Source organism: Streptomyces sp. YKOK-I1, from assembly GCF_054660435.1.
Genome location: NZ_BAAGDR010000001.1, coordinates 8,685,971 through 8,708,215, shown reverse-complemented (window position 1 = coordinate 8,708,215; position 22,245 = coordinate 8,685,971). Strand labels below are relative to the sequence as shown.

The window sequence follows — 22,245 nt, the reverse complement described above, 5'->3', positions numbered from 1 at the left end:
CCCGCCTTCCGCGGTGACCTGTGCCCGCGCGAATGCGGTGCACCGCCTTTGCTGTCCTGAACCCCCCACCCTGCGGTTTCACGTTGATTCGGAGAATCATGACGTCCGCTGCGCGTTCCGAGGACATGATCATCGGCATCACCCCGTTCGGTGAGCCCGACGCCGGTCTCGCCCTGGCGGTCGGCCGGGCCGGCGGCCTCGGCGTGCTCGACCTGGGGCCCGGGGACCGAAGAGCGCGCGAGGCGCTGGCCCGGCTGCGCCGCGCCTCACCCGGCGCCTACGGGGTGAGAGTCGGACCCGGCTGTCGGCTCACCCCCGCCGACCTCCCCGCGGGGGACGCCGGACCGCACACCGTGGTGCTCGCCGCGGACGCGCCCTGGCCCGTGGCCGAGGTCGCGGGCCGCCACCGCGTGCTGGTGGAGGTCACCGATCGCGCGGGGGCGGGGCAAGCGGCGCGCGCCGGGGCGTACGGACTGATCGCGCGGGGCGCCGAGTGCGGCGGCCGGGTCGGCGGGATCGGCACCTTCGTCCTGCTCCAGCAGCTGCTCGCGGCCCAGGATCTCGGGCTGCCGGTGTGGGCGTGCGGCGGGATCGGGCCGCGCACGGCCGCCGCCGCGGTGGCCGGCGGGGCGGCCGGTGTCGTCCTGGACAGCCAGCTCGCCCTGCTCGACGACTCCGCGCTCCCCGGGCCGGCGGCCGCCGCGCTGCGCGCGATGGACGGCTCGGAGACCGTCGTCCTGGCCGGGCACCGCGTCCTGCGCAGACGCGGTCCCGATGCCCCCCGGGTCCCCGAGGACGCCGGGCCCGAGGCGGTGGCGGCGCTGCTCGGCGCCCGCGATCCGCGCACCGAACTCCTCCCGGTGGGCCAGGACGGTTTCCTCGCCGCCCGCTTCGCCGAGCGCTGGGGCGACGCCCGGCGCACGGTACGGGCCCTGCGCGAGGCGGTGCTGGAGGCCCTGGGCGACGACACGGCCGTACGGGCGCTGGGGGCTCAGTCGCCGATGAGCGCCGCGCTAGGCACCCGGCTGCCGGTGGCGCAGGGGCCGATGACCCGGGTGAGCGACGAGGCGTCCTTCGCCGCCGCGGTCGCCGCGAAGGGGGCGCTGCCGTTCCTGGCGCTGGCCCTGGCGGACGGGGCGCGGACCCGGGAGCTGCTCGCGGCGACCCGGGACGCGGTGGCGGGGCGGCCCTGGGGGGTGGGGGTGCTCGGTTTCGCGCCGGAGGAGGTGCGGGCCGCGCAGCTGGAGGCCGTACGGGAGCTGCGGCCGACGCACGCGGTCATCGCGGGCGGGCGGCCGTCCCAGGCGCAGGCCCTGGAGCGGGACGGCATCCGGACCTTCCTGCACGTGCCGTCGCCGGGGCTGCTGCGGCAGTTCCTCCAGGCGGGCGCGCGCCGGTTCGTGTTCGAGGGCTCCGAGTGCGGCGGGCATGTGGGACCGCGCGGCAGCTTCCCGCTCTGGGAAGCCCAACTCGCCGTGCTGGAGGACCACCTGGCCGATGCCGACGGCTCGGACCTGGAGGTGTTCTTCGCGGGCGGGGTGCACGACGAGCGGTCGGCCGCGATGGTCGCCGCGCTGGCCGCCCCGCTGACCGCGCGCGGGGCGGCCGTCGGTGTGCTGATGGGGACGGCCTACCTCTTCACCGAGGAGGCGGTGACACACGGCGCGATCCGCCCGCTGTTCCAGCGCCAGGTCCTGGCCGCCGAGGGCACCACGCTCCTGGAGTCGGCGCCGGGCCACGCCACCCGGTGCGTGCCGAGCCCGTTCGCCGCCGACTTCCGCGCGCAGGAGGCGCGGCTGCGCGCGGACGGCGTGCCCGAGCGGCAGGTCTGGGAGGAACTGGAGCGCCTCAACGTGGGCCGGCTGCGCCTGGCCAGCAAGGGCGTGACCCGCGACGGCGAGGGCACCCTCACCCCCGTCGACGAACAACGCCAGCACGCCGAGGGGATGTTCATGGCCGGGGAGGTGGCCGTGCTGCGCTCGGCCACCACGACCCTCGCCGCACTGCACGCGTCCGTGACGACCGGCGCCGCCGAACATCTCGCCCTGCGAGCCGCCGAGTTGGGCGTGCCGGCGGACGGGCGGACGGAGCCCGAGGCGCCGGCGCCGCTGGACGTCGCGGTCGTCGGCATGGCGTGCATGTTCCCGCAGGCACCCGATCTGCCCACCTTCTGGGCCAACGTCGTCGGCGGCGTCGACGCGGTCGGCGAGGTCCCGGCCGACCGCTGGGACCCGGCCGTCCACCACGGCGAGTCCACCCCGTCGAAGTGGGGCGGCTTCCTGCCGCCGATCCCCTTCGACCCGCTGCGCTACGGCATCCCGCCGGCCTCCCTCGGCAGCGTCGAGCCGGTGCAGCTGCTGTCCCTGGAGGCCGCCCGGCGGGCCCTGGAGGACGCCGGATACGGCGACGGCGGACGGGAGTTCGACCGTGCGCGGACCTCGGTGGTGTTCGGCGCCGAGGCCGGCAGCGACCTGTCGAACGCGGCCACCCTGCGGGCCGTGCTCCCCTCCTACTACGGCAAGGTGCCGGCCGGTCTGGAGGAGCAGCTCCCCAGGCTCACCGAGGACTCCTTCCCCGGCATGCTCGCCAACGTCATCTCCGGGCGGATCGCCAACCGGCTCGACCTCGGCGGCGCCAACTACACGGTCGACGCGGCCTGCGCGTCCTCGCTCGCCGCGGTGGACGTCGCCTGCAAGGAACTCGTCGGCGGCACCTCCGACGTGGTGCTGTGCGGGGGCGCCGACCTACACAACGGCATCAACGACTACGTGCTGTTCTCCTCCGTCCACGCCCTGTCCCCCACCGGCCGCTCCCGGGCCTTCGACGGCTCGGCGGACGGCATCGCACTCGGCGAGGGCGTGGCCTGTGTCGTCCTCAAACGGCTCGCGGACGCCGAACGCGACGGCGACCGGATCTACGGCGTCATCAAGGGCCTCGGTGCCTCCAGCGACGGTCGCTCCCTCGGCCTGACCGCCCCCCGCCCCGAGGGCCAGCGCTCGGCGCTGGAGCGGGCGTACCGCAGCGCGGGCGTCTCCCCGGCCGACGTGGGACTCGTCGAGGCGCACGGCACCGGAACGGTGGTCGGCGACCGTACCGAACTGCGCATCCTCGGCGAGGTGTTCGGCGAGGCCGGAGCCGAGTCCGGGTCCTGTGTACTCGGTTCGGTGAAGTCGCAGATCGGGCACACCAAGTGCGCGGCCGGACTGGCCGGGCTGATCAAGACCCTGCTGGCGCTGTACACCGGCGTCCGGCCGCCGACCCTGCACGTCGAGGCCCCCAACGCGGCCTGGGACGCGGACGGCAGCCCGTTCGCCTTCCACGCCGAGGCCCGGCCGTGGGCGGCGCCCGCCGGTGAACGGCTCGCCGGGGTCAGCGCGTTCGGGTTCGGCGGCACCAACTTCCACGCCGTGCTGAGCGCCTACGCGGACGGCGCACCGCCGGTGCGGGGCCTGGACGCCTGGCCGGCCGAACTGTTCCTGTTCCGGGGACGGGACGAGGCCACGGCCCACCGGGCGGTCGAGGAACTGCTGCGCGCGGCGGAGGCCGAGGGCCGGCCGTGGCGGCTGCGCGACCTGGCGCTGAGCGCGGCCCGGCGGGCGGACGCGAGCGGCGATCCCGTGCGGATCGCGGTCGTGGCGACGGACGTCGACGACCTCACCGGCAAGCTCCGGCGAGCGCTGCGCGGCGAGTGGGACCCCCGGCACGGGCTGCACCCGCACGACCCGCAGGACGGCGCGGTCGCCTTCCTCTTCCCCGGCCAGGGCAGCCAGCGCCCCGGCATGCTCGGCGAACTCTTCCTGGCCTTCCCCGAGTTGCGCCCGTACCTGGAACTCGGCCGGGCCCACGCCGGCGCGCTGTACCCTCCGGCCGCCTTCGACGAGGCCGCCCGGGAGCGGCAGCGGGCCGCGCTGACCGACACCCGGGTCGCCCAGCCCGCCCTCGGTGTCGCCGGGCTCGCCGCGCACGCCGTGCTCACGGCGGCGGGGGTGCGCCCGGACATGGCCGCCGGGCACAGCTACGGCGAGCTGGTCGCCCTGTGCGCGGCCGGCGCCCTCGATCCCGACACCCTGCTGGACCTGAGCGCCGAGCGGGCGGCGGCCATCCTGGACGCCGCCGCCGGCGCCGGTCCGGAACCCGGCACCATGGCCGCCGTCGCGGCGGGCGCCGAGGAGACGGCCCGAGCCCTGCGGGCGGCCGGGGCGCCGGACTCGGTGGTCCTCGCCAACCACAACTCGCCGGAGCAGACGGTGGTCTCGGGCCCGACCGACGCGGTCACGGACGCCGTACGGCTGCTGCGCGAGGCTGGCCTCGGGGCGAAACGGATCCCGGTCGCCTGTGCCTTCCACAGCCCGCTCGTCGCCGGGGCCGGTGACCGCTTCGCCGAGGTGCTCGCCGAACGGCCGGTGCACGCCCCCGAGTTCCCGGTGTGGGCCAACCGCACGGCCGCCCCCTATCCGGCCGACCCGGACGCCGTACGGACCGGACTCGCCGCGCAGATCGGGGCGCCCGTCGCCTTCGCCGAGCAGATCGAGGCGATGTACGAGGCGGGGGCGCGGGTCTTCGTCGAGGCCGGTCCGGGGTCCGTGCTGACCCGGCTGGTCGGGCAGATCCTCGGCGACCGGCCGCACCGGACGGTGGCCTGCGAGCCCCGGCCCGGCGCCGGACTGCCCGGCTGGCTGGACGCGCTGGCGCGGCTGGCCGTGGCGGGGCTGCCGGTGCGCACCGGCGGGCTGCTGCGCGGCCGGGACGCCGTCGACGCCGTCCACACCTCCCCGCCGAAGCGGCCCGGCTGGACGGTGGACGGACACCTGGTCCGCACCGCCTCCGGCGCGCTGCTGCCCGGCGCGCTCGCCCCCGCCCAACGCCTCGCGGACCCCGTCGAAAGGACCGTGCCGACAGTGACGACGAATCCCCCGCACGGCGCCCCCGCCGACCGGGACGCGCTGATCTCCGAGTTCCTGCGCACCAGCCGGGAGATGATCGCCGCCCAACGGGACGTGCTGCTCACCTACTTCGGTGCCACACCGGGAGCGCACCTCCCGGCGCCCCTCGCACCGCGGACCGAGGCCCCGGCCGAGGTGATCCGGATGGCCGCCCTCGCGGCGGTACCGGCGGCGGCCCCGGTCACCGTGCCCGTCCCGGAGCCCGTCTCCGCTCCCGTCGGCGACACCGACGTCCAGCAGGTCGTCCTGGAGATCATCAGCGAGCGCACCGGCTACCCCGTCGACATGATCGAGCCCGACCTCGATCTGGAGGCGGACCTCAGCATCGACTCCATCAAGCGGGCCGAGATCGCCGGGGAGCTGGCGAAGCGCCTGGGCGCCGGGGGCGCGGCGGACCTCACCGCGCTGGACGACGCCGAACTGGAGGAGCTGGCGAAGGCACGGACGGCCGCGGCGGTGACGGACTGGCTCCGATCCCGGCTGGACGACCCGGCCCCGACGGGAGCGGCCCCGGGATCGATGGGAGCGGCCCCGGCGGGTGCGGGTGCGGGAACGGCCTCGACGGGTGCGGGGTCGGCAGGTGCGGGTCCGAGATCGGCGGGCTCGGGTCCGGGGTCGGGAGCGGCCGGTGCGGGTGCGGGGTCGGCGGACGGCGAGCCTGCCCGGCCGACCGCCGGGGAGCCTTCCTGGCCCGGCGTGGTGGACCCGTCCCGCCCCGCTACCGGCGAGCCTTCCAGGCCCGGCGGGATGGACCCGTCCCGGCCGGCCGCCGCGGAGACATCCCGGCCCGCCGTGATGGACCCGTCCCGCCCCGCTACCGGTGAGCCCTCCAGGCCCGGGGTGATGGAGCCGTCCCGGCCGGCCGCCGCGGAGACATCCCGGCCCGGTGCCCCGGAGACCTCCCGGCCCGCCGCCGCGAGCGCCTCCCGTCACCTCGACGAAGTCACCGGTGAGCCGCCCCGGCGGCATGTGCTGCGGCCGGTCCTGCTCGACGCCGCCGCGGCCGACCCGGCCGCCGTGCTGGCCGGCACCCGCTGGGCCCTGCTCGGGGACGCCCCGGAGGCCGCCGCGCGCCTCGCGGCCCACGGCGCCGAGGTCGTCGTACACGCCCGGGACCATGCGCTGTCCGAGGCGGACGGGCCGGTGGACGGTGTGCTGTACCTCGGCGCGCTCGCCGGGCCCGAGGACGACGTGCCGGTGCTGCCCGACGCGTTCGGCGTGCTCAAGGCGGCCCTCGGGCGTGGTCCGGGCCGGCTGCTGGCCGTACGGCACCTGGACGGCGAGGCGCCGGACGCCCGCTCGGCCGGGCTGCGCGGGCTGTTCCGGACCGTGGCACGGGAGTACCCGCAGACGCTCGCCCGGCTCGTCGACCTGGCCGACGCCGCGCCGGACGCGGTCGCGCGGGCCGTGGTCGAGGAGGCCGCGGCAGCCGACCGGACGCCGGTGGTGGTGCGCGCACAGGACGGACGGTACGGCTTCGAGCTGGTGGAGGAGCCCCTGGGGGCGCTCGGCCGCACCGGCGCCGGACCGGCCGGGGACGGGGTCGCCGAGGCGGCCGCGCTCGGCCTGGACCAGGACTCGGTGGTGGTGCTGACGGGCGGGGCGCGGGGCATCACCGCGCAGTTCGCCGCCGCGCTCGCCGGAGCCGCCCGCTGCCGGCTGGAACTGCTCGGCCGGACGCCCGCGCCGGACGGCCCCGAGGCCCCCGACACGGCCGGCGCGCGCACCATGGCCGAACTGCGGTCCGTACTCGCCGCGCGCGGCGGGCTGAGGCCGGCGGAGATCAACCGGGCCGCCGAACTCCTGCTGGCCCAACGGGAGATCACCGCGACCCTCGGTGAACTCGGCGCGCTCGGCGCCCGGGTGCGCTACCGGTCGGTCGACTTCCGCGAGCCCGAGGCGGTGGTGCAGGCGGTCAAGGAGATCCACGCCGAGCACGGCCGGCTCGACGGCGTGGTGCACGCGGCCGGGATCATCGAGGACCGGCTGATCGCGGAGAAGAGCGCCGAGTCCTTCCAGCGGGTCTACGGAACGAAGGCGACCGGCGCGGACGCCCTGCTGACGGCGCTGGAGGAACTGCCGTCCGCGCCCGCGTTCACGGTGCTGTTCGGCAGCATCTCCGCCGTCCTCGGCAACCGGGGCCAGGTGGACTACGCCGCGGCCAACGACGCCCTGGAGACCCTCGGCGCCGCCTTCGCCGCCCGCACCGGACGGCGTGCGGTGACCGTGCACTGGGGCCCGTGGGCGCCCGCCCCCGGTCACGGCGGAATGGTCGGGGCGGAACTGGCCCGCGAGTACGCCCGGCGCGGCATCCGGCTGATCGACCCCGAGGAGGGGACCGCGGCGCTGCTGCGGGAGCTGGCGTGGGGCGATCCGTCGGTCACGGCCGTGGTCCACACCGCTTCGGGCTGGTGACCGGTGACGTCATCCCCCGTGACGGCCGGGAGAGAAGGCATGGGAGCCGGGAGAGAACCCTTGACGGCCCGTCAAGTACCGGTGGCCATCGTCGGCATGTCGGTGCTGCTGCCCGGATCCGCCGGTCTGGACGCCTACTGGCGGAACCTGCGGGACGGTGTGGACGCGATCGGCGAGGTGCCGGAGGGACGCTGGGACGCCGACTACTACCGGCCCGGCACGGCCGCCGAACCGGCCCTCGCGGACCGGGTCTACGCCCGCAGGGGCGGGTTCGTGGACGGGCTGGCGGAGGTGGAGGTCACCCGGTTCGGGATCATGCCGAACTCGGTGGCCGGCACCGAGCCCGACCAGCTGATCGCCCTGCACGTGGCCGCCGCGGCCCTCGACGACGCGGGCGGCACGGACCGGCTCCCCGACCGAGGTCGCGTCGGCGTCGTCCTCGGCCGGGGCGGCTACCTCACCCCCGCGCTGGCCCGGCTCGACCAGCGGGTGCGTACGGCGGGACAGCTGGTGCGGACGCTGGGCGAGCTGCTGCCCGACCTGACCGAGGGACAACTCGCGCGTGTCCGCGAGGCGTTCACCGAGCGACTGGGGCCGGACAGCCCCGAAGCGGCGATCGGTCTCGTGCCCAACCTCGCCGCCTCCCGGGTCGCCAACCGGCTCGATCTGCGCGGCCCGGCGTACACGGTGGACGCGGCCTGCGCGTCCTCGCTGGTCGCCGTGGACCAGGCGGTCGGCGAACTGGCCTCCGGGCGCTGCGACCTGATGCTCGCGGGGGGCGTCCACCACTGCCACGACATCACGCTGTGGAGCGTGTTCTCCCAACTGCGCGCCCTGTCCCCGAGCCAGCGGATCCGCCCCTTCCACCGGGACGCCGACGGCATCCTCATCGGGGAGGGCACCGGGGTCGTCGTCCTGAAGCGGCTGGCCGACGCCGAGCGGGACGGCGACCGGGTATACGCCGTGATCCGGGGCACCGGGGTGGCCAGCGACGGCCGGGCGGCCGGGCTGGTCAACCCCGATCCCGGCGGTCAGGCCGCGGCCGTGCGACAGGCGTGGCGGGCCGCCGGGCTCGACCCCGCGGCGCCCGGCGCGCTGGGACTGCTGGAGGCGCACGGGACCGCGACACCCGCCGGTGACGGCGCCGAACTGAGCACGCTGGCCGAGGTGTTCGGGCCGGGCGACGGCGAGCGGGACGCCGTTGTGGGCTCGGTGAAGTCGATGATCGGGCACACCATGCCCGCGGCCGGTGTCGCCGGTCTGGTCAAGGCCGCCCTCGCGGTCCACCACGCGACCCTGCTGCCCACGCTCCACTGCGACGATCCGCACCCGGGCCTCGCCCGCACGCGCTTCCGCACCCTGGAGAAGGCGGCGGAGTGGGAGACCGGCCCAGGGGCGCCGGTCCGCCGGGCCGCCGTCAACGCCTTCGGGTTCGGCGGGATCAACGCGCACGTGGTCCTGGAGGAGGCACCGGGGGCACGGGCGGAACGCGGTGCGATGCCCGCCGCCCCCTCGCGGCCGCGGGTGACCGAACCCGAGCAGATCCTGCTCCTCGCCGCCGACTCCCCCGGAGGGCTCGCCGCCCTGCTGGACGCCGACGACGTCACCGTGCGGGCCGGCGGGCTCGACCCCGCCCGTCCGCACCCGGGCGCGGGCCCGGCGCGGGTCGGGATCGTCGACCCCACCGCCAAGCGGCTCGCGCTGGCCCGTCGCGCCGTCGGCAAGGGGCGGGCCTGGCACGGCCGTACCGACGTCTGGTTCCGGCCGGGACCACTGCTCGGTGCCGAATCCGGAAAGCTGGCGTTCCTCTTCCCCGGCCTGGAGGGCGACTTCACACCCCGGGTCGACGACATCGCCGCCCACTTCGGCCTGCCCGCCCCCGAACTCCCCGGCGAGGAGGCGCAGGACATCGGCCGGCACGGCTTCGGTGTCGTCGCCGTGGGCCGGCTGCTCGACACCGCGCTGCGCCGCACCGGGATCGTGCCGGACTCGGTCGCCGGGCACAGCGTGGGCGAGTGGACGGCGATGGCGGCGGGCGGACTGTACGCGGGGGACGAGGTCGACGCCTTCATGGCGGGCTTCGACCCCGACTCGGTGACGGTCCCCGGGCTGGCCTTCGGCGCGATCGGCGCCTCCGCCGAACGGGTGCTGGCGGCCCTGCGCGAGGAAGGCAGGGCCGGGGCGGGACTCGTCCTCTCCCATGACAACGCGCCCGGCCAGTCCATGGTGTGCGGGCCGGAGGCGGCGGTCGAGGAGTTCGTCCGGGAGTTCCGCTCCCGGGGTGTGCTCAGCCAGGTGCTGCCGTTCCGGTCGGGCTTCCACACCCCGATGCTGGAGCCCCACCTGGGCCCGATCCAGGAGGCCGCCGACCGGTTCCGGCTCCAGGCGCCCCACACCCCCGTCTGGTCCGGGACGACCGCCGCTCCCTTCCCCGAAGGGGAGGCGGAGATACGGGAGTTGTTCGTACGGCATCTGCTGGAACCGGTGCGTTTCCGGCAGTTGGCGCAGGCGCTGTACGCGGCGGGGCACCGCGTGTTCGTCCAGGCGGGCCCCGGTCAGCTCGGCTCCCTCGTCGGCGACACCCTCGGCGGACAGGACCACCTGGTCGTCGCCGCCAACTCCCCCCACCGCACGGGCCTGGCCCAGCTCCGCCGGGTGGCCACGGCGGTGTGGACGGCGGGCGCGGACGTGGCCCCCGCGCTGACGCACCCTCCCCGGCGGACGCCGGCCCGACGGCCTCCGGTTCGGCTGGACCTGGGCGGCGCCCTCGTGTCGCTCCCGCCGGACCGGCTCCCCGGGCTCCGCGCCGGGCTCCGCACCGGAACCGGTGGCCACCCCTCGCCCCTGGACACGCTCGCCGAACACTCCCCACTGGCCGCCGAGTTGACCGCGCTGATGCGGGAGACGGCGGACACGGCCGCGGCCCTGATGGACCCCTCGGCCCGGCGCCCCGCCCGTGCGGCCCCCGCCCCGCGCCGCACCACCGTCCGGGTCTCCCCGGACACCATGCCCCACCTCCTCGACCACTGCTTCTTCCCGCAGCGCCCCGGCTGGCCCGACGTGGCCGACCGGTGGCCGGTGGTGCCGGCGACGACGATCGTGCGGCACATCATGGACGCGGCGGCCGAGGCGGCCCCCGGCACGGTGCCGGTCGCCGTGCACGGCGCGCGGTTCGAGGAGTGGCTCACCGCCACCCCGCCGGTCGACGTACCGGTGGCGGCGGTCCCGGAGGGCCCGGACCGCATGGCCGTCTCCTTCGGCCCCCGCGCCCGCGCCACGGTCGAACTGGCCGCCTCCCACCCGTCCCCGCCCCCGGCCTCGTGGCCGGCCGGCACCGCCGCCGAACGCGTCCCCGAGCACACCGCGGCCCAGCTCTACGACGAGCGCTGGATGTTCCACGGCCCCGCGTTCCAGGGCGTCACCGAGCTGACCGCGATCGGCGACCGGCAGGTGCGCGGGATCATCACCACCCCGCCCGCGCCGGGCGCGCTGCTGGACAACGTCGGTCAGATCCTCGGCTACTGGATCATGGCGACGCGGACCGAGCGGACCGTGGTGTTCCCGGTCGGCATGCGGGAGATGCGGTTCTACGGGCCGCATCCCGCCCCCGGCACCGAGGTCGCGTGTCTGGTCCGGATCACCTCGCTCACCGACACCGTCCTGGAGGCGGACGTCCAGCTCACGGTCGACGGCACGGTCTGGGCCGAGCTGTACGGCTGGCAGGACCGCCGGTTCGACAACGACCCCAGGACCCGTCCCGTCGAGCGCTTCCCGGAGCGCAACACGCTCTCGGAGTCCCGGCCGGGCGGCTGGACGCTGCTGCACGAGCGCTGGCCGGACCTTGCCTCCCGTGAGCTGATCATGCGCAACTCGCTCGGCGGCCGGGAGCGTGACGCCTACGCGGCACACGCCCCGCGCGGCCGCCGGCAGTGGCTGCTCGGCCGGATCGCCGTCAAGGACGCCGTACGGCGGTGGCTGTGGGACCGGGGCGAGGGCCCGGTCTTCCCGGCGGAACTCCGGGTGGACAACGACGCGTCGGGCCGCCCGTACGTCACCGGTGTGCACGGACGGGTCCTGCCCGCGCTGGACGTCTCCCTGGCGCACTGCGCGGAGGCGGGCGTGGCGATCGTCCGCCCGCACACCCCCGGACCGGGCCCCGGCATCGACGTCGAGGAGGTCACGGCACGTCCACCCGAGACCCTCGACGCGGCCCTGGGCCCGGACGAACTCCGGCTGCTGAGAAGTCTGTTGTCGACCACCGAGGACTCCGAGGCGCTCTGGTTCACCCGCTTCTGGACGGCGAAGGAGGCCGTCGCCAAGGCGGAGGGCACCGGATTCGGCGGCCGGCCAAGGGACTTCACCGTGCGGGACGCGACCCCGGACGGCCGGCGGCTGACCGTCTCCGGCCGCCTGGAGCGCGCCTACACCGTGCACTGCGATCCCGCCGCCAACCCGCCCACCCTGCCCGTCCGGCAGTACGTCGTCGCCTGGACCACGGGCCCCGAACCCGCGTCCACGGAACCGATCCGACCGAAGGAGTACGACCGATGACCCCCGTCACCGCCGACGAGGAGAGCGTCCTCGCCGACATCACCGGCATGCTCGCCCGGCTCCTGGAGGACGAGTACGGCCTCGACGACGTGGAGATCGGCAGGGAGACCACGTTCAACCGCGATCTGGAGCTGGAGAGCATCGACCTGGTGACGCTGGCGGGACTGCTCCAGGAGCACTACGGCGACCGGGTCAACTTCGCCGAGTTCCTGGCGGGGATGGAGCTCGACGAGATCATCGAGCTGACCGTCGGCCGGCTCGTCGAGTACGTGGTGACCAGTCTGAAGGCGGCGGGGGCGAACTGAACCATGGCGATGGTCGACACCGGCGCCGTCCGGTTGCACGTCCAGCGGCTCGGTCCCGGCGGGGGCCGCCCGGCCGACGCCACCGTCGTCCTGGTGCACGGTCTGCTCACCGACAGCCTGGCCAGCCACTACTTCACCGTCGCCCCCGCGTTCGCGGCGGCCGGCCTCGACGTCGTCATGTACGACCTGCGCGGCCACGGCCGCAGCGAACGCCCCGCCGAGGGCTACACCCTGGACCACAACATCGACGACCTGGAGGCGCTCCTGGACCGGCTCGGGGTGACCGGGCCGGTCCATCTGGTCGGCAACTCCTACGGCGGCACGGTCGCGTTCGGCTACGCGGCCCGTCATCCGGAGCGGGCGAGCAGTGTCTGTCTCATCGAGTCCGAGCCGGCCACCCCCGCCTGGGCGGAGAAACTGGAGCGGATCCTTGGCTGGGTGGTGGAGCGGCTCGCGCACCACGAGCCGGAGGCGCTCGCCTGGGTCACGGCCCACCGGGGGCAGCACACGGCCCGGCTGGCCAGGAGCGCGGCGCGGCTGGTGCGGGAGACCACGCTCGGCCGGGACATCCCGGCCAGCCGGGTGCTCACCGAGGAACAGATCGCGGCGGTGCGCTGCCCGGTGCTCGCCCTCTACGGGGGCGACTCCGACCTGGCCGGGCAGGCGGCCTGGCTGGAGGGGGTGCTGCCGGACTGCCGGACCGTGATCGTGCCCGGGCATGAGCACTCGATCCTCGTGGAGGCCTCGGGGACGGTGGGCGGGCAGGTGCTTGCGCTGGTGGCGCAGACGCTCGGGACGGCGGCCCGGTGAGCCGGTTCCTGTTCGTCGTGCCGCCGCTGGTCGGGCATGTGAACCCGGCCGTGGGGGTCGCCGCCGAGCTTCTCGCGCGAGGACACCGGGTGGCGTGGGTGTGCCCGGACCCGGAGCTGGTGGGGCGGCTCGCGGGGCCCGGGGCGCAGGTGTTCGGGTGTGCCGGTGCCGTCCGGGGCGAGCGGCCCGCGGAGCTGCGCGGTCCCGAGGCGCTGAAGTTCCTGTGGGAGTGGTACCTGCTGCCGCTGGCCGAGGCGATGGCGCCGGGTGTGCGGGCGGCCGCGCGGGAGTTCCGGCCGGATGTGGTGGTGGCCGACCAGCAGGCGTTCGCGGGGGCGTTCACCGCCGAGCGGCTGGGGCTGCCCTGGGCGACCTCGGCGACGACCTCGGCGGAGTTCACCGACCCGCTGGCCGGGCTGCCCAAGGTGCGGGAGTGGGTCGACGGGCGGCTGGCCGCCCTGCGCACCCGGCTCGGCGATCCCTCGCGGACGACCGACCCGCGTTTCTCCCCGCACCTCGTGCTGGGCTTCAGCGCGGCGGAGCTGGCGGGCCCGGCCGAGGGCGTGCGCTGGGTGGGTCCCTCGATCACCGCGCGCCCCGAGGCGTCCGGCTTCCCCTGGGAGTGGCTGGACGCCGGCCGGGCCACCGTCCTGGTGAGTCTCGGCACCGCCAACACCGACGTGGGCGGGCGCTTCCTCGACGTGTGCCGGACCGCGCTGCGCGAACGGGCCGACCAGGTGCAGGCGTTGATCGTCGACCCGGGCGGCACGCTCGGCGCCGCCGAGGACGGCGGGGGCGGCAGGGACGACAAGGATGTGCTGGTGGTGCCGTCGGTGCCCCAACTCGCCCTGCTGGAGCGGGGGGTGGACGCGGTGGTGTGCCACGCCGGGCACAACACGGTGTGCGAGGCGCTGTGGCACGGTGTCCCGCTGGTCGTCGCCCCCATCCGGGACGACCAGCCGGTGGTCGCCGGGCAGGTCGTGGACGCGGGCGCCGGGGTGCGGGTGCGCTTCGGCCGGGTCACCGCGGAGCGGCTGGGCGCCGCCCTGGACGCCGTACTGCACGGGCCCGGGTACTGGGCGGCCGCCGACCGGATCGGTTCGGCGTTCCGTGCCGCGGGCGGCGCACCGGCCGCCGCGGACCATGTCGAGAAGCTGGCAAGGGAGTCCGGATGACCGACGAGCTGCGGCCGGGCGAGCGGATCGCCGCGCTGCGCCCCGGCTACCAGGCCGACCTCGCGGCCGGGGTGGAGCGCTTCCTGGAGCCCCGGCGCACCAGCTGCCCGTGGTGCGGCTGCGAGGCCCTCACCACCCGGCTGCGCACCACCGACCTGCTCCAGCACAAGCCGGGCCGGTTCGTCCTGGACCGCTGCGAGGGCTGCGGGCACGTCTTCCAGAACCCCCGGCTGAGCGCGGAGGGGCTGGAGTTCTACTACCGGGACTTCTACGACGGCCTCGGGGAGAAGAAGCTCGGGGAGACCTTCGGGGCGCGGACGAAGGCGTACCGGAACCGGGCCGAGTCGATGCTGCCGTACGACCGCGCGCCGAAGGCCTGGCTGGACGTGGGCACCGGGCACGGGCACTTCTGCGCGGCGGCCCGGGAGGTGCTGCCGGACACGGTGTTCGACGGGCTGGACTTCACCGACGGTGTCGAACTCGCCGAGCGGGAGGGCCGGGTGGCGCACGGCCACCGGGGCAGCTTCCCGGACCTGGCGCCCGAACTGGCCGCCCGCTACGACGTGGTGAGCATGTTCCACTATCTGGAGCACAGCACCGACCCCGACCGTGAGCTGCGGGCCGCGCGGGAGGCGGTGCGGCCGGGCGGGCATCTGCTGATCGAGGTCCCCGACCCCGAGAGCCGGTACGCGCGGCTGCTCGGCCGCTGGTGGCTGCCCTGGCTCCAGCCGCAGCATCTGCATCTCGTGCCGGTGGGCAATCTGCGGGACCGGCTCACCGAACTGGGCTTCACGGTGGTCGCGGAGCAGCACGCCGAGCCGCACGACCCGGTCGATCTGCTGGCCGCCGTCTGGCTGGCGCTGGACCACGCGGCGCCGCGCGAGGACGCGCCGTGGCTGCCCGCACGGCCGGGTGCGCCCCGCCGGGCGCTGCGGGCGGCGCTGCTGGTCGCGGGCGTCCCGGCGCTGATCGCGGGCACGCTGCTGGACCGGTTCGCCGTCCGGCCGCTGGCGCACCGGCTGGGCGTGGCCAACGCGTACCGGATCGTGGCCCGACGCGACTGACGGCTGGGCAGACGGGTTCCGCCGTGCTAGCTTCAGGCCCATCGAATCATCAGGAATCCTGGCGATCGACGGTACGGTCCGACGAACGGAACCCGCATGTCCCTCCTGGCCAGACCGGCGGTGGCGACCCGCGCCGCCAAGACGATGCAGGGCCTCACCAGGCTGGCGAGCCGCCGCTCCGGCGGCCCCGGTTCCACGGCCGCCTGGCTGGCCCGGTTTCCCGAGTACCCGCGGGACGCGAGTGAGACGACCGTGCCGACCTCGGTCGCCCCGGCGCCGGTCACGGTGTATCTGCCGCCGGCCGGGACCGCCGCGCGGCCGCCCGTCCACGTCAACTTCCACGGCGGCGGCTATGTCATGTCGATGCCGGTGATGGACGACGCGCTGTGCCGGTTCCTGGCCGTCGAGGCGGGTGTGGTCGTGGTCAACGTGAAGTACGTGGTCGCGCCGCAGCACCCGTTCCCGGCGCCGACCACCCAGGCGTACGAGGTCGTGCGCTGGGTGGCCGGGCACGGCGCGGAGCACGGCTGGGACGGTGCGCGGCTCACCGTGGGCGGGCAGAGCGCGGGTGGCGGTCTCGCCGCGGCCGTGGCCCGCCAGGCCCTGGAGCAGGGCGGGCCGCCGATCGCCCTCCAGGTGCTGCACTATCCGCCGCTGGACCTCGCCACCGCCGCCCGGGACAAGAAGGCGGCGGTCGCCAGGCCGATGCTGCGGCCCTGGATGGCGGACGTCTTCGACACGTCGTACGTGCCCGACGCCAAGGAGCGCGCCGACCGGCTCGTCTCCCCCGCGCATCCCTCGGACACCGCCGATCTCCGGGGCATCGCGCCGGCGCTGGTGGTCACGGCCGAGTACGACCTGCTGCGCGCCGAGGCGGTCCGCTACGCCGAGCGGCTGCGCTCGGCCGGTGCCCTCGTCGAGCACCACGAGGTGGCCGGGGCCGACCACGGCTATGACACGAACGACGACGAGAAGGCCCGTACCGCTTATGCCCTGATGGCCCGTCATCTCCGCCGGGCCACCGCGTCCGACGCCTCCTGAGAGGCGCGGGCACCGCGGTCCCGCCGGAAGCCGCCGTCCCCCTATTCGGCGGCTTCCGGCGGGACGACCCCCGAGTTCGCGCCCCGCGCCCCTTCAGGGCACTCAGCGCACCCCGGCCTTCACCGCCTCCGCGATCACCTCGGCGACCGCCGTGGGCTGTTCCACCAGGACCGCGTGTCCCGCGTCCGGGACCGTCACCATCCGCACGTGCGGGCAGGCCTCGAGACCGGCCCGTTCCTCGTCGGTCAGGCCGATCTCGTCGTGGTCGCCCCGCACCACCCAGGACGGGACGCCGGCCCCGCACAGCCGCCGCACCAGCGACCGATGACGCCCGAGGTAGGCGTAGTACTCCTGGAGGATCCGGCGGCAGGCCGCCGGGTCGTTGTCGGCCATCACCGCCGCGAGCGCCTCCGCGCGCCGCGGCGGCAGTTCGCGTTTCATCGCCCGGGGCAGCAGCCCGAGCATGCCCGCCCAGACCATCGCGCCGAGCCCCGGCACCCGGCCCACCGCGTTCAGCACCGCCAGGGACTTCGTCTCGTCCCCGCGCGAGAAGCTCGGCGAGAGCAGCACGAGCGGCCCCCGGAACAGGCCGAGGGCGGCCATCTCCAGCGCCACGTTGGCGCCCAGGCTGTGCCCCACCACCGCCTCGCAGCCCGCCTCGGCGGCGAAGTCCGCCATCAGCCGGGCGTAGTGCTCCATGGACACGTCCTCGGGCGGCTCGGTGCGGCCGAAGCCCGGCAGCGTCACCGCGACCGTCCCGAGGCCGGCCACCGCGGGCTCGGCCATGACGTCCGCGCAGAACTCGTTCGTGCACAGTCCGCCCGGGATCATCAGCACCCGGTGCGCGGCGTCCGCCGGCCCTCCGCGGCGGACCTCCCAACGCTCACCCATACAACGAGCGTGACCCCGTACGACGCGCTCCGCACCCCGAACGCCGGCCACCGCACACGAGGTGCGGGGCCGGCGTGACGGTGTCCCCCGGGTGCCGGTGCGCGTCGGTCAGTGCGCGCCCACCAGCTCCTGGCCGGCGGGGACGGGCGGCTGCTTCGCGCCGCGCAGGGCCGCGATCCCGATGAAGACCATGGAGGAGACACCGGCGAGCGCGAAGGCGGTGAAGCCCCAGTCGCCGTGGCCCGCGGCGAGCAGCTGGCCGCCGAGCCAGGGGCCGAAGACGGCGCCGAAGCGGCCCATGCCGGAGGTCCAGCCGACGGCGGTGGCGCGGTTGTCGGGGGCCGAGCGGATCGACACCGTCGCGTAGATCATCGTCTGGGCGCTGTTGAGGAACACACCGGTGAGGAAGACGACGATCATCGTGATCGCGGTCGACAGGTGCACGCTGAGCAGGAAGACACCGGCGGCGGTGAGCGCGAACCAGACCGCGGAGATACGCGGGGCGCCGAAGCGGTCGGCGGCGCGGCCGGCGACCAGCATGCCCACGATGCCGCCGAGGTTGAAGACGACGACGAAGGTCAGGGCGTTGGCGAGCGCGTAGCCCTCGGCGCGCATCAGGGTCGGCAGCCAGGTGGCGACGCCGTAGACCAGCAGGAGGCCGCCGAACGAGGCCAGCCAGTACAGCAGGGTCTGGATCCACTCGCCGCCGCGGAAGAGTCCGGCGAGGGCGTCGAAGCGGTCGGCGGCGGACCTGCGGCCGGACGGGGCGGCGGGCAGTTCGACGTCGTGGCGGGCGGCGAGCGCGGTCGCCTCCTCGGTACGGCCCTTGGCGACGAGGAAGCTCAGCGACTCGGGCAGGAGCTTCGCCAGTACCGGGGCGAACAGCAGCGGGGCCACGCAGACCCAGAAGGCCGCGCGCCAGCCGACCGGGTCGATCAGCCACTTGGCGACATAGGCGGAGAGGATGCCGCCGGCGTGGTGGGCGGTCATCAGCAGGCCGATGGTGACGGCGGCGCGGCCGCGCGGGGCGTAGTCGGAGACCATGCTGATCGCGGTGGGCAGCAGACCGCCGAGGCCGACGCCCGCGAGGGTCCGGCCGAGGCCGAAGACCTCGACGCTGCCGGCGAGCGCGCACACCCCGGACGCCAGCGAGAACAGGACGACGCAGCCGACCATCAGCTTCTTGCGCCCGATCCGGTCGGCGACCGTACCCGCCGTGAGGGCGCCGACGAGCATCCCGAAGGTGGCGTAGCTGCCCAGGTCACCGGCCGTGTCCGGGGTGAGGCCGAAGGTCTTCGTCTCCAGCAGGTGCGGCAGCACGGAGCCGTAGATGAACATGTCGAGGCCGTCGAACAGGACGGCCAGCCAGCACAGGCCGACGACCAGGAGGGCCAGTCTGCTGCCGCGCGCGGCCGGGTGGGTGGAGGAGGACATCGTTGTTTCCCTCTCGAGCGGGGTGGGTCCTCAGACGCTAAGGACCCACCCCGAAAAGTGTCAACGCTTTTGTCAACAATCTCATCGACAATCGACGGAGTCGACGGATCGCCGACGCCGGCGGCCGCTCAGGCGACGGGCGGTGTCCCGTGCGTGTGGAAGGACGCGATGGTCTGCAGACCCCAGGCCTGGCCCTTCCTGCGCTCGTCCTCGGTCCAGGTGATCAGCGGCCAGTCGGGGGCCAGCACCAGCCGGGTGAGCGGGTTGCACAGCTCGACGCGGTTGCCGCCGGGCTCGTAGACGTAGAGGAAGAACGTCTGCTGGATGGCGTGCTTGTGCGGTCCCGTCTCGATGAACACACCCGTGTCGATCGCCAGGTCGGCGGCGCGCAGGATGTCCTCCCGGGTGTCCGTCGCGAACGCGATGTGGTGCAGCCGTCCGGCGCTTCCGGTCCAGTCCGAGGTGTAGACGACGTCGTACGACTTGTTCGTGTACGTCAGCCAGCGCGCCGCGATCGTGCCGTTGTCGAGCCTGATCTGCTCGGTGGGCCGGGCGCCGAGCACGTTCTGCTGGAACTCGGCGTTGGCGAGCACGTCGGCGGCGAGGAAGTTGACGTGGTCCAGGCGCCGTACGCCCACGCCCCGGTTGGGTTTGGCCTGGGGCTGGTTCTTCAGCGCGGGCCTGAGCCCCTCGGGCGCCCGGTAGTGCTCGCTCTCCCAGTACAGGGCGTGCTCGTGGCCGTCGGGATCGGTGGTGACGTAGAGCTTGCCGAGGCCGGGTTCGTCCTCGGCCCAGGCGCCGGTTCCGCCCGCCGCCTCGATCGCCGCGACCCGGCGGTGGAGGGCCTCCTCGCTGGAGGTGCGCAGGGCGAGCCGGCCGAGGCCGGGCTGCTCGCGGGCGGTGAGCACCAGGCTGTGGTGCTCGTAGTCGTCGAAGGTCCGCAGGTAGACCGTGCCGCCGTCCTCACCGTCGACCGTGAGGCCCAGATAGTCGGTGAAGAAGGCGACGCTGGCGTCCAGGTCCGGGGTGAAGAGCTGGGCGTGGCCGATGTGGGCGATGTCGCCGAGCGGCGGAGTCATCGTTGACCTCCAGTGGGGAAGACCGTGCCGTCGAAGATCTTGCGGGCCGTGCGGACCACGGCGGTGCGACGGGCGGTGGGCAGTCCCTCGGGGGTGGTGCCGAGGGTGATGTCGATGTCGAGGAATCCCGTGGGATGTTCTATGCGTACCCGGTCACGGTCGGCGGGCGGCACGGCGGCCTTGTCCGCCACCCCGCCCTCGATCCGCAGCCCGGCCGCGACGCCCGCCGCGCCGAGGACGCCGATCGAGGGGTGACAGCGCACGGGAATGAAGGTGCGGGTGGTGACCGCGCCCCCGGCGCGGGGCGGGGCGAGCAGCGTGAGCTTGGGGACGGTGGTGTCGGATACGTCACCGAGGCCCATCAGCCGGCCGGCCGCCAGCCGGATCGCGCGCAGCCGGTCGGCGAGGGCCAGGTCCTCCTCCAGGTCCCGGGGCGGCTCGTAGCCGGTGACGCCGAGATCCGCGGCGCGCATCAGCACGGTCGGCATGCCGTTGTCCACGCAGGTCACCGGGGTGCCGTCGATCACGTCCCGGACGTTGCCGGTGGGCAGCAGGTGACGCTCGCCCGCCGGGAACTCGATCACCACCGGCGCGGCCGTCCCCGGCACGCCGGAGATCTCGGCCCCGCCGGTGTAGCGCACCCGGCCACCGGGGGTCGGGAAGGTCGCCGTCGCGAGGTCGCCGCTGTTGACCATGCGGATCCGTACGGCGGTCTCCCGGTCCCCCGCCGCGACGAGTCCGCGCTCCACGGCGAACGGGCCGACGCCCGCCAGGATGTTGCCGCAGTTCTGACGGTCACTCACCTCGGCCCGGTCCACGGCCACTTGCAGGAAGAGATAATCGACGTCGGCGCGCGGGTGGGCGGACCGGGACACCACCGCGATCTTGCTGGTGAGCGGGTGCCCGCCGCCCAGGCCGTCGATCTGGCGCTCGTCCGGGCTGCCCATCACGCGCAGCAACAGCTCGTCGCGCAGAGCCGGTTCGGCGGGGAGGTCACCGGCGAGGAAGTAGGCGCCCTTGGAGGTGCCGCCCCGCATCAGCAGACAGGGCACCTCCTCGGGCAGGGAGGTCACCGCGACTCCCCCGGGTACTCCTCGTACGTCCGGTACTCGACGCCGAGTTGCCGCAGGGTCTCCCGCAACCCGTAGCGGTCCAGGCCGAGTTCGCCGTCGAGGAAGGCGGCGCGGGCGCGGGCCTCCTTGGCCTCGCGGGCCTCGGACGCCTCCGCCACGGCCCGGGCGCGCTCGCGCGGGACGACCACGACCCCGTCGTCGTCGGCGAGGACCACATCGCCGGGGCGGATCACCTGGCCGTCGATCGCGACGGGCACGTTCACCGAGCCGCCGGTGGCCTTCACCGTGCCCTGCGCGGAGACCGCCCGCGACCAGACCGGGAAGTCGATCTCGCGCAGCTCCTGGGTGTCCCGGACGCCCGCGTTGATGACCAGTCCGCGCACCCCGCGCCGCCGGAGCGCGGTCGCGAACAGCTCGCCGAACATGCCGTCGGTGGACGGGGAGGTGGTGGTGACGACCAGGACGTCGCCCTCGCCGCACTGTTCGACGGCCGCGTGGATCATGAGGTTGTCCCCGGGCCAGCTGAGGACGGTGACGGCGGTGCCGGCCATCCGTACGCCCTGCTGGATCGGGCGGACGCCCGGCCCGAGCAGCCCGGCCCGCCCCATCGCCTCGCTGACGGTGGCCACCCCGAAGGCGGCCAGCGCGTCGACGTCCTTCCGCTCCGCCTTCGGCGGGTTGGTGACGATCACGCCGCTCACGCCAGCTCCTTCGCGATCTGCGGGTAGGGGCGCATGAACGCCTCGGCCAGCGTCCTGTGCGCCAGACCGAGGTTGGGGCCGGCGTTGCGCCTGAGCTGGACGCCCCGGCGGACGGCGAGGTCGGTGTAGTAGTCCCACAGGTGCTGCTGCGCGCCCAGGCACTCCATGGCCCCCCGCTTGGTCTCCCAGACCTCGGTGATGTCGAGCAGCACCTCGGGGCGGAAGCCGCTCATCTCGGGCTGGTGCGGCTCGAAGTAGAAGACCGGCGGGGCGCCGATGATCTCGCCCTCGCCCGGGTAGCCGATGGCCTGCGCGAGGACCCGGGCCTCCAGGGCCATCCGATGGGCGGCCGGGTGGTCGCCGTTGTACGGGTCCTCGGCCGGGTGGGTGAGGACGACGTCGGGCTGGGTCTCGCGGTAGAGCGCGACGAGCCGGTCGGTCAGCTCGGCGGAGGCGACGAGCGGGTAGTCGCCGGCGTCGAAGAAGCGGACCTCGGCCCCCAGGGTCGCGGCGGCCCGCTCGGCCTCGTCCCGGCGGATCGCCTTGATCTCGTCGAGCTTCCTGCCCTCGCGCCAGGCCTTGGCGGACTCCCCGCGCTCGCCGAAGGTCAGACAGGCGATGGTGACGTTCTCCCCGCGCGCGGCGGCCAGGGCGATGGCACCGCCCGCACGCCAGACGAAGTCCCCGGCATGGGCGGTGACGACGAGGGTGGACCGGGGTGGGCGGGCGGGCGCGTTGGCCTGGGTCATGCTGTTCTCTCCTT

13 protein-coding genes are annotated in these 22,245 nt (G+C 75.1%); 7 read left to right on the top strand and 6 right to left on the bottom strand.

The window, feature by feature from the left end; translation table 11 throughout:
- Positions 1-98: 98 nt before the first annotated feature.
- The 7 genes from ACYQ8Q_RS38745 (at position 99) to ACYQ8Q_RS38715 (ending at position 16,304) form a co-directional block, all read left to right on the top strand.
- On the top strand, positions 99-7,358 hold the full coding sequence (locus ACYQ8Q_RS38745; RefSeq protein WP_460071366.1) for an SDR family oxidoreductase: 7,260 nt from the start codon (positions 99-101) through the stop codon (positions 7,356-7,358).
- A gap of 39 nt (positions 7,359-7,397) precedes the next feature.
- Positions 7,398-11,909 carry a beta-ketoacyl synthase N-terminal-like domain-containing protein gene (locus ACYQ8Q_RS38740; protein ID WP_460071365.1) on the top strand — a complete coding sequence of 1,504 codons (4,512 nt, stop codon included), beginning with the start codon at positions 7,398-7,400 and terminating at the stop codon, positions 11,907-11,909.
- On the top strand, positions 11,906-12,214 hold the full coding sequence (locus ACYQ8Q_RS38735; RefSeq protein WP_460071364.1) for an acyl carrier protein: 309 nt from the start codon (positions 11,906-11,908) through the stop codon (positions 12,212-12,214). Before ACYQ8Q_RS38740 ends, ACYQ8Q_RS38735 begins: the two co-directional genes overlap by 4 nt.
- A 3-nt stretch (positions 12,215-12,217) precedes the next feature.
- Positions 12,218-13,024, top strand: a complete 807-nt coding sequence (locus ACYQ8Q_RS38730; RefSeq protein ID WP_460071363.1) for an alpha/beta fold hydrolase — start codon at positions 12,218-12,220, stop codon at positions 13,022-13,024.
- The gene (locus ACYQ8Q_RS38725) at positions 13,021-14,199 is read left to right on the top strand and encodes a glycosyltransferase (protein ID WP_460071362.1); all 1,179 of its coding nucleotides are present in this window, start codon (positions 13,021-13,023) and stop codon (positions 14,197-14,199) included. The genes ACYQ8Q_RS38730 and ACYQ8Q_RS38725 overlap by 4 nt, the downstream gene beginning before the upstream one ends.
- Positions 14,196-15,263 (top strand): class I SAM-dependent methyltransferase, encoded by a 1,068-nt coding sequence (locus tag ACYQ8Q_RS38720; RefSeq protein ID WP_460071361.1) that lies wholly within the window; start codon positions 14,196-14,198, stop codon positions 15,261-15,263. Before ACYQ8Q_RS38725 ends, ACYQ8Q_RS38720 begins: the two co-directional genes overlap by 4 nt.
- Before the next feature lie 96 nt (positions 15,264-15,359).
- Complete coding sequence (locus ACYQ8Q_RS38715; protein ID WP_460071360.1) at positions 15,360-16,304, top strand: alpha/beta hydrolase fold domain-containing protein; 945 nt, start codon at positions 15,360-15,362, stop codon at positions 16,302-16,304.
- Between the two features lie 102 nt (positions 16,305-16,406).
- Here the strand turns inward: ACYQ8Q_RS38715 and ACYQ8Q_RS38710 are convergent, their stop codons facing one another.
- The 6 genes from ACYQ8Q_RS38710 to ACYQ8Q_RS38685 form a co-directional block, all read right to left on the bottom strand.
- Entirely contained in the window at positions 16,407-17,195 is a 789-nt protein-coding gene (locus tag ACYQ8Q_RS38710; RefSeq protein ID WP_460071359.1) for an alpha/beta fold hydrolase, read from the bottom strand.
- A 108-nt stretch (positions 17,196-17,303) separates the two neighbouring features.
- Positions 17,304-18,629, bottom strand: a complete 1,326-nt coding sequence (locus ACYQ8Q_RS38705; protein ID WP_460071358.1) for an MFS transporter — start codon at positions 18,627-18,629, stop codon at positions 17,304-17,306.
- Between the two features lie 128 nt (positions 18,630-18,757).
- Positions 18,758-19,708, bottom strand: coding sequence for a VOC family protein (locus ACYQ8Q_RS38700; protein WP_460071357.1), 951 nt, complete (start codon positions 19,706-19,708; stop codon positions 18,758-18,760).
- The gene (locus ACYQ8Q_RS38695) at positions 19,705-20,781 is read right to left on the bottom strand and encodes a 4-oxalomesaconate tautomerase (RefSeq protein WP_460071356.1); all 1,077 of its coding nucleotides are present in this window, start codon (positions 20,779-20,781) and stop codon (positions 19,705-19,707) included. Before ACYQ8Q_RS38695 ends, ACYQ8Q_RS38700 begins: the two co-directional genes overlap by 4 nt.
- A complete protein-coding gene (locus ACYQ8Q_RS38690) occupies positions 20,778-21,482 on the bottom strand; it encodes a 4-carboxy-4-hydroxy-2-oxoadipate aldolase/oxaloacetate decarboxylase (RefSeq protein ID WP_460071355.1) in 705 nt (234 codons plus the stop codon). Before ACYQ8Q_RS38690 ends, ACYQ8Q_RS38695 begins: the two co-directional genes overlap by 4 nt.
- Positions 21,479-22,231, bottom strand: a complete 753-nt coding sequence (locus tag ACYQ8Q_RS38685) for a PIG-L deacetylase family protein (RefSeq protein WP_460071354.1) — start codon at positions 22,229-22,231, stop codon at positions 21,479-21,481. Before ACYQ8Q_RS38685 ends, ACYQ8Q_RS38690 begins: the two co-directional genes overlap by 4 nt.
- Positions 22,232-22,245 lie beyond the last annotated feature (14 nt).

What these genes read in the sequence shown, in the direction of transcription:
- ACYQ8Q_RS38745 (WP_460071366.1), top strand. Translation starts at nt 99, where the DNA reads ATGACGTCCGCTGCGCGTTCCGAGGACATGATCATCGGCATCACCCCG.
- ACYQ8Q_RS38735 (WP_460071364.1), top strand. Translation starts at nt 11,906, where the DNA reads ATGACCCCCGTCACCGCCGACGAGGAGAGCGTCCTCGCCGACATCACC.
- ACYQ8Q_RS38740 (WP_460071365.1), top strand. Translation starts at nt 7,398, where the DNA reads ATGGGAGCCGGGAGAGAACCCTTGACGGCCCGTCAAGTACCGGTGGCC.
- ACYQ8Q_RS38685 (WP_460071354.1), bottom strand. Translation starts at nt 22,231, where the DNA reads ATGACCCAGGCCAACGCGCCCGCCCGCCCACCCCGGTCCACCCTCGTC.
- ACYQ8Q_RS38715 (WP_460071360.1), top strand. Translation starts at nt 15,360, where the DNA reads ATGTCCCTCCTGGCCAGACCGGCGGTGGCGACCCGCGCCGCCAAGACG.
- ACYQ8Q_RS38710 (WP_460071359.1), bottom strand. Translation starts at nt 17,195, where the DNA reads ATGGGTGAGCGTTGGGAGGTCCGCCGCGGAGGGCCGGCGGACGCCGCG.
- ACYQ8Q_RS38700 (WP_460071357.1), bottom strand. Translation starts at nt 19,708, where the DNA reads ATGACTCCGCCGCTCGGCGACATCGCCCACATCGGCCACGCCCAGCTC.
- ACYQ8Q_RS38705 (WP_460071358.1), bottom strand. Translation starts at nt 18,629, where the DNA reads ATGTCCTCCTCCACCCACCCGGCCGCGCGCGGCAGCAGACTGGCCCTC.
- ACYQ8Q_RS38730 (WP_460071363.1), top strand. Translation starts at nt 12,218, where the DNA reads ATGGCGATGGTCGACACCGGCGCCGTCCGGTTGCACGTCCAGCGGCTC.
- ACYQ8Q_RS38720 (WP_460071361.1), top strand. Translation starts at nt 14,196, where the DNA reads ATGACCGACGAGCTGCGGCCGGGCGAGCGGATCGCCGCGCTGCGCCCC.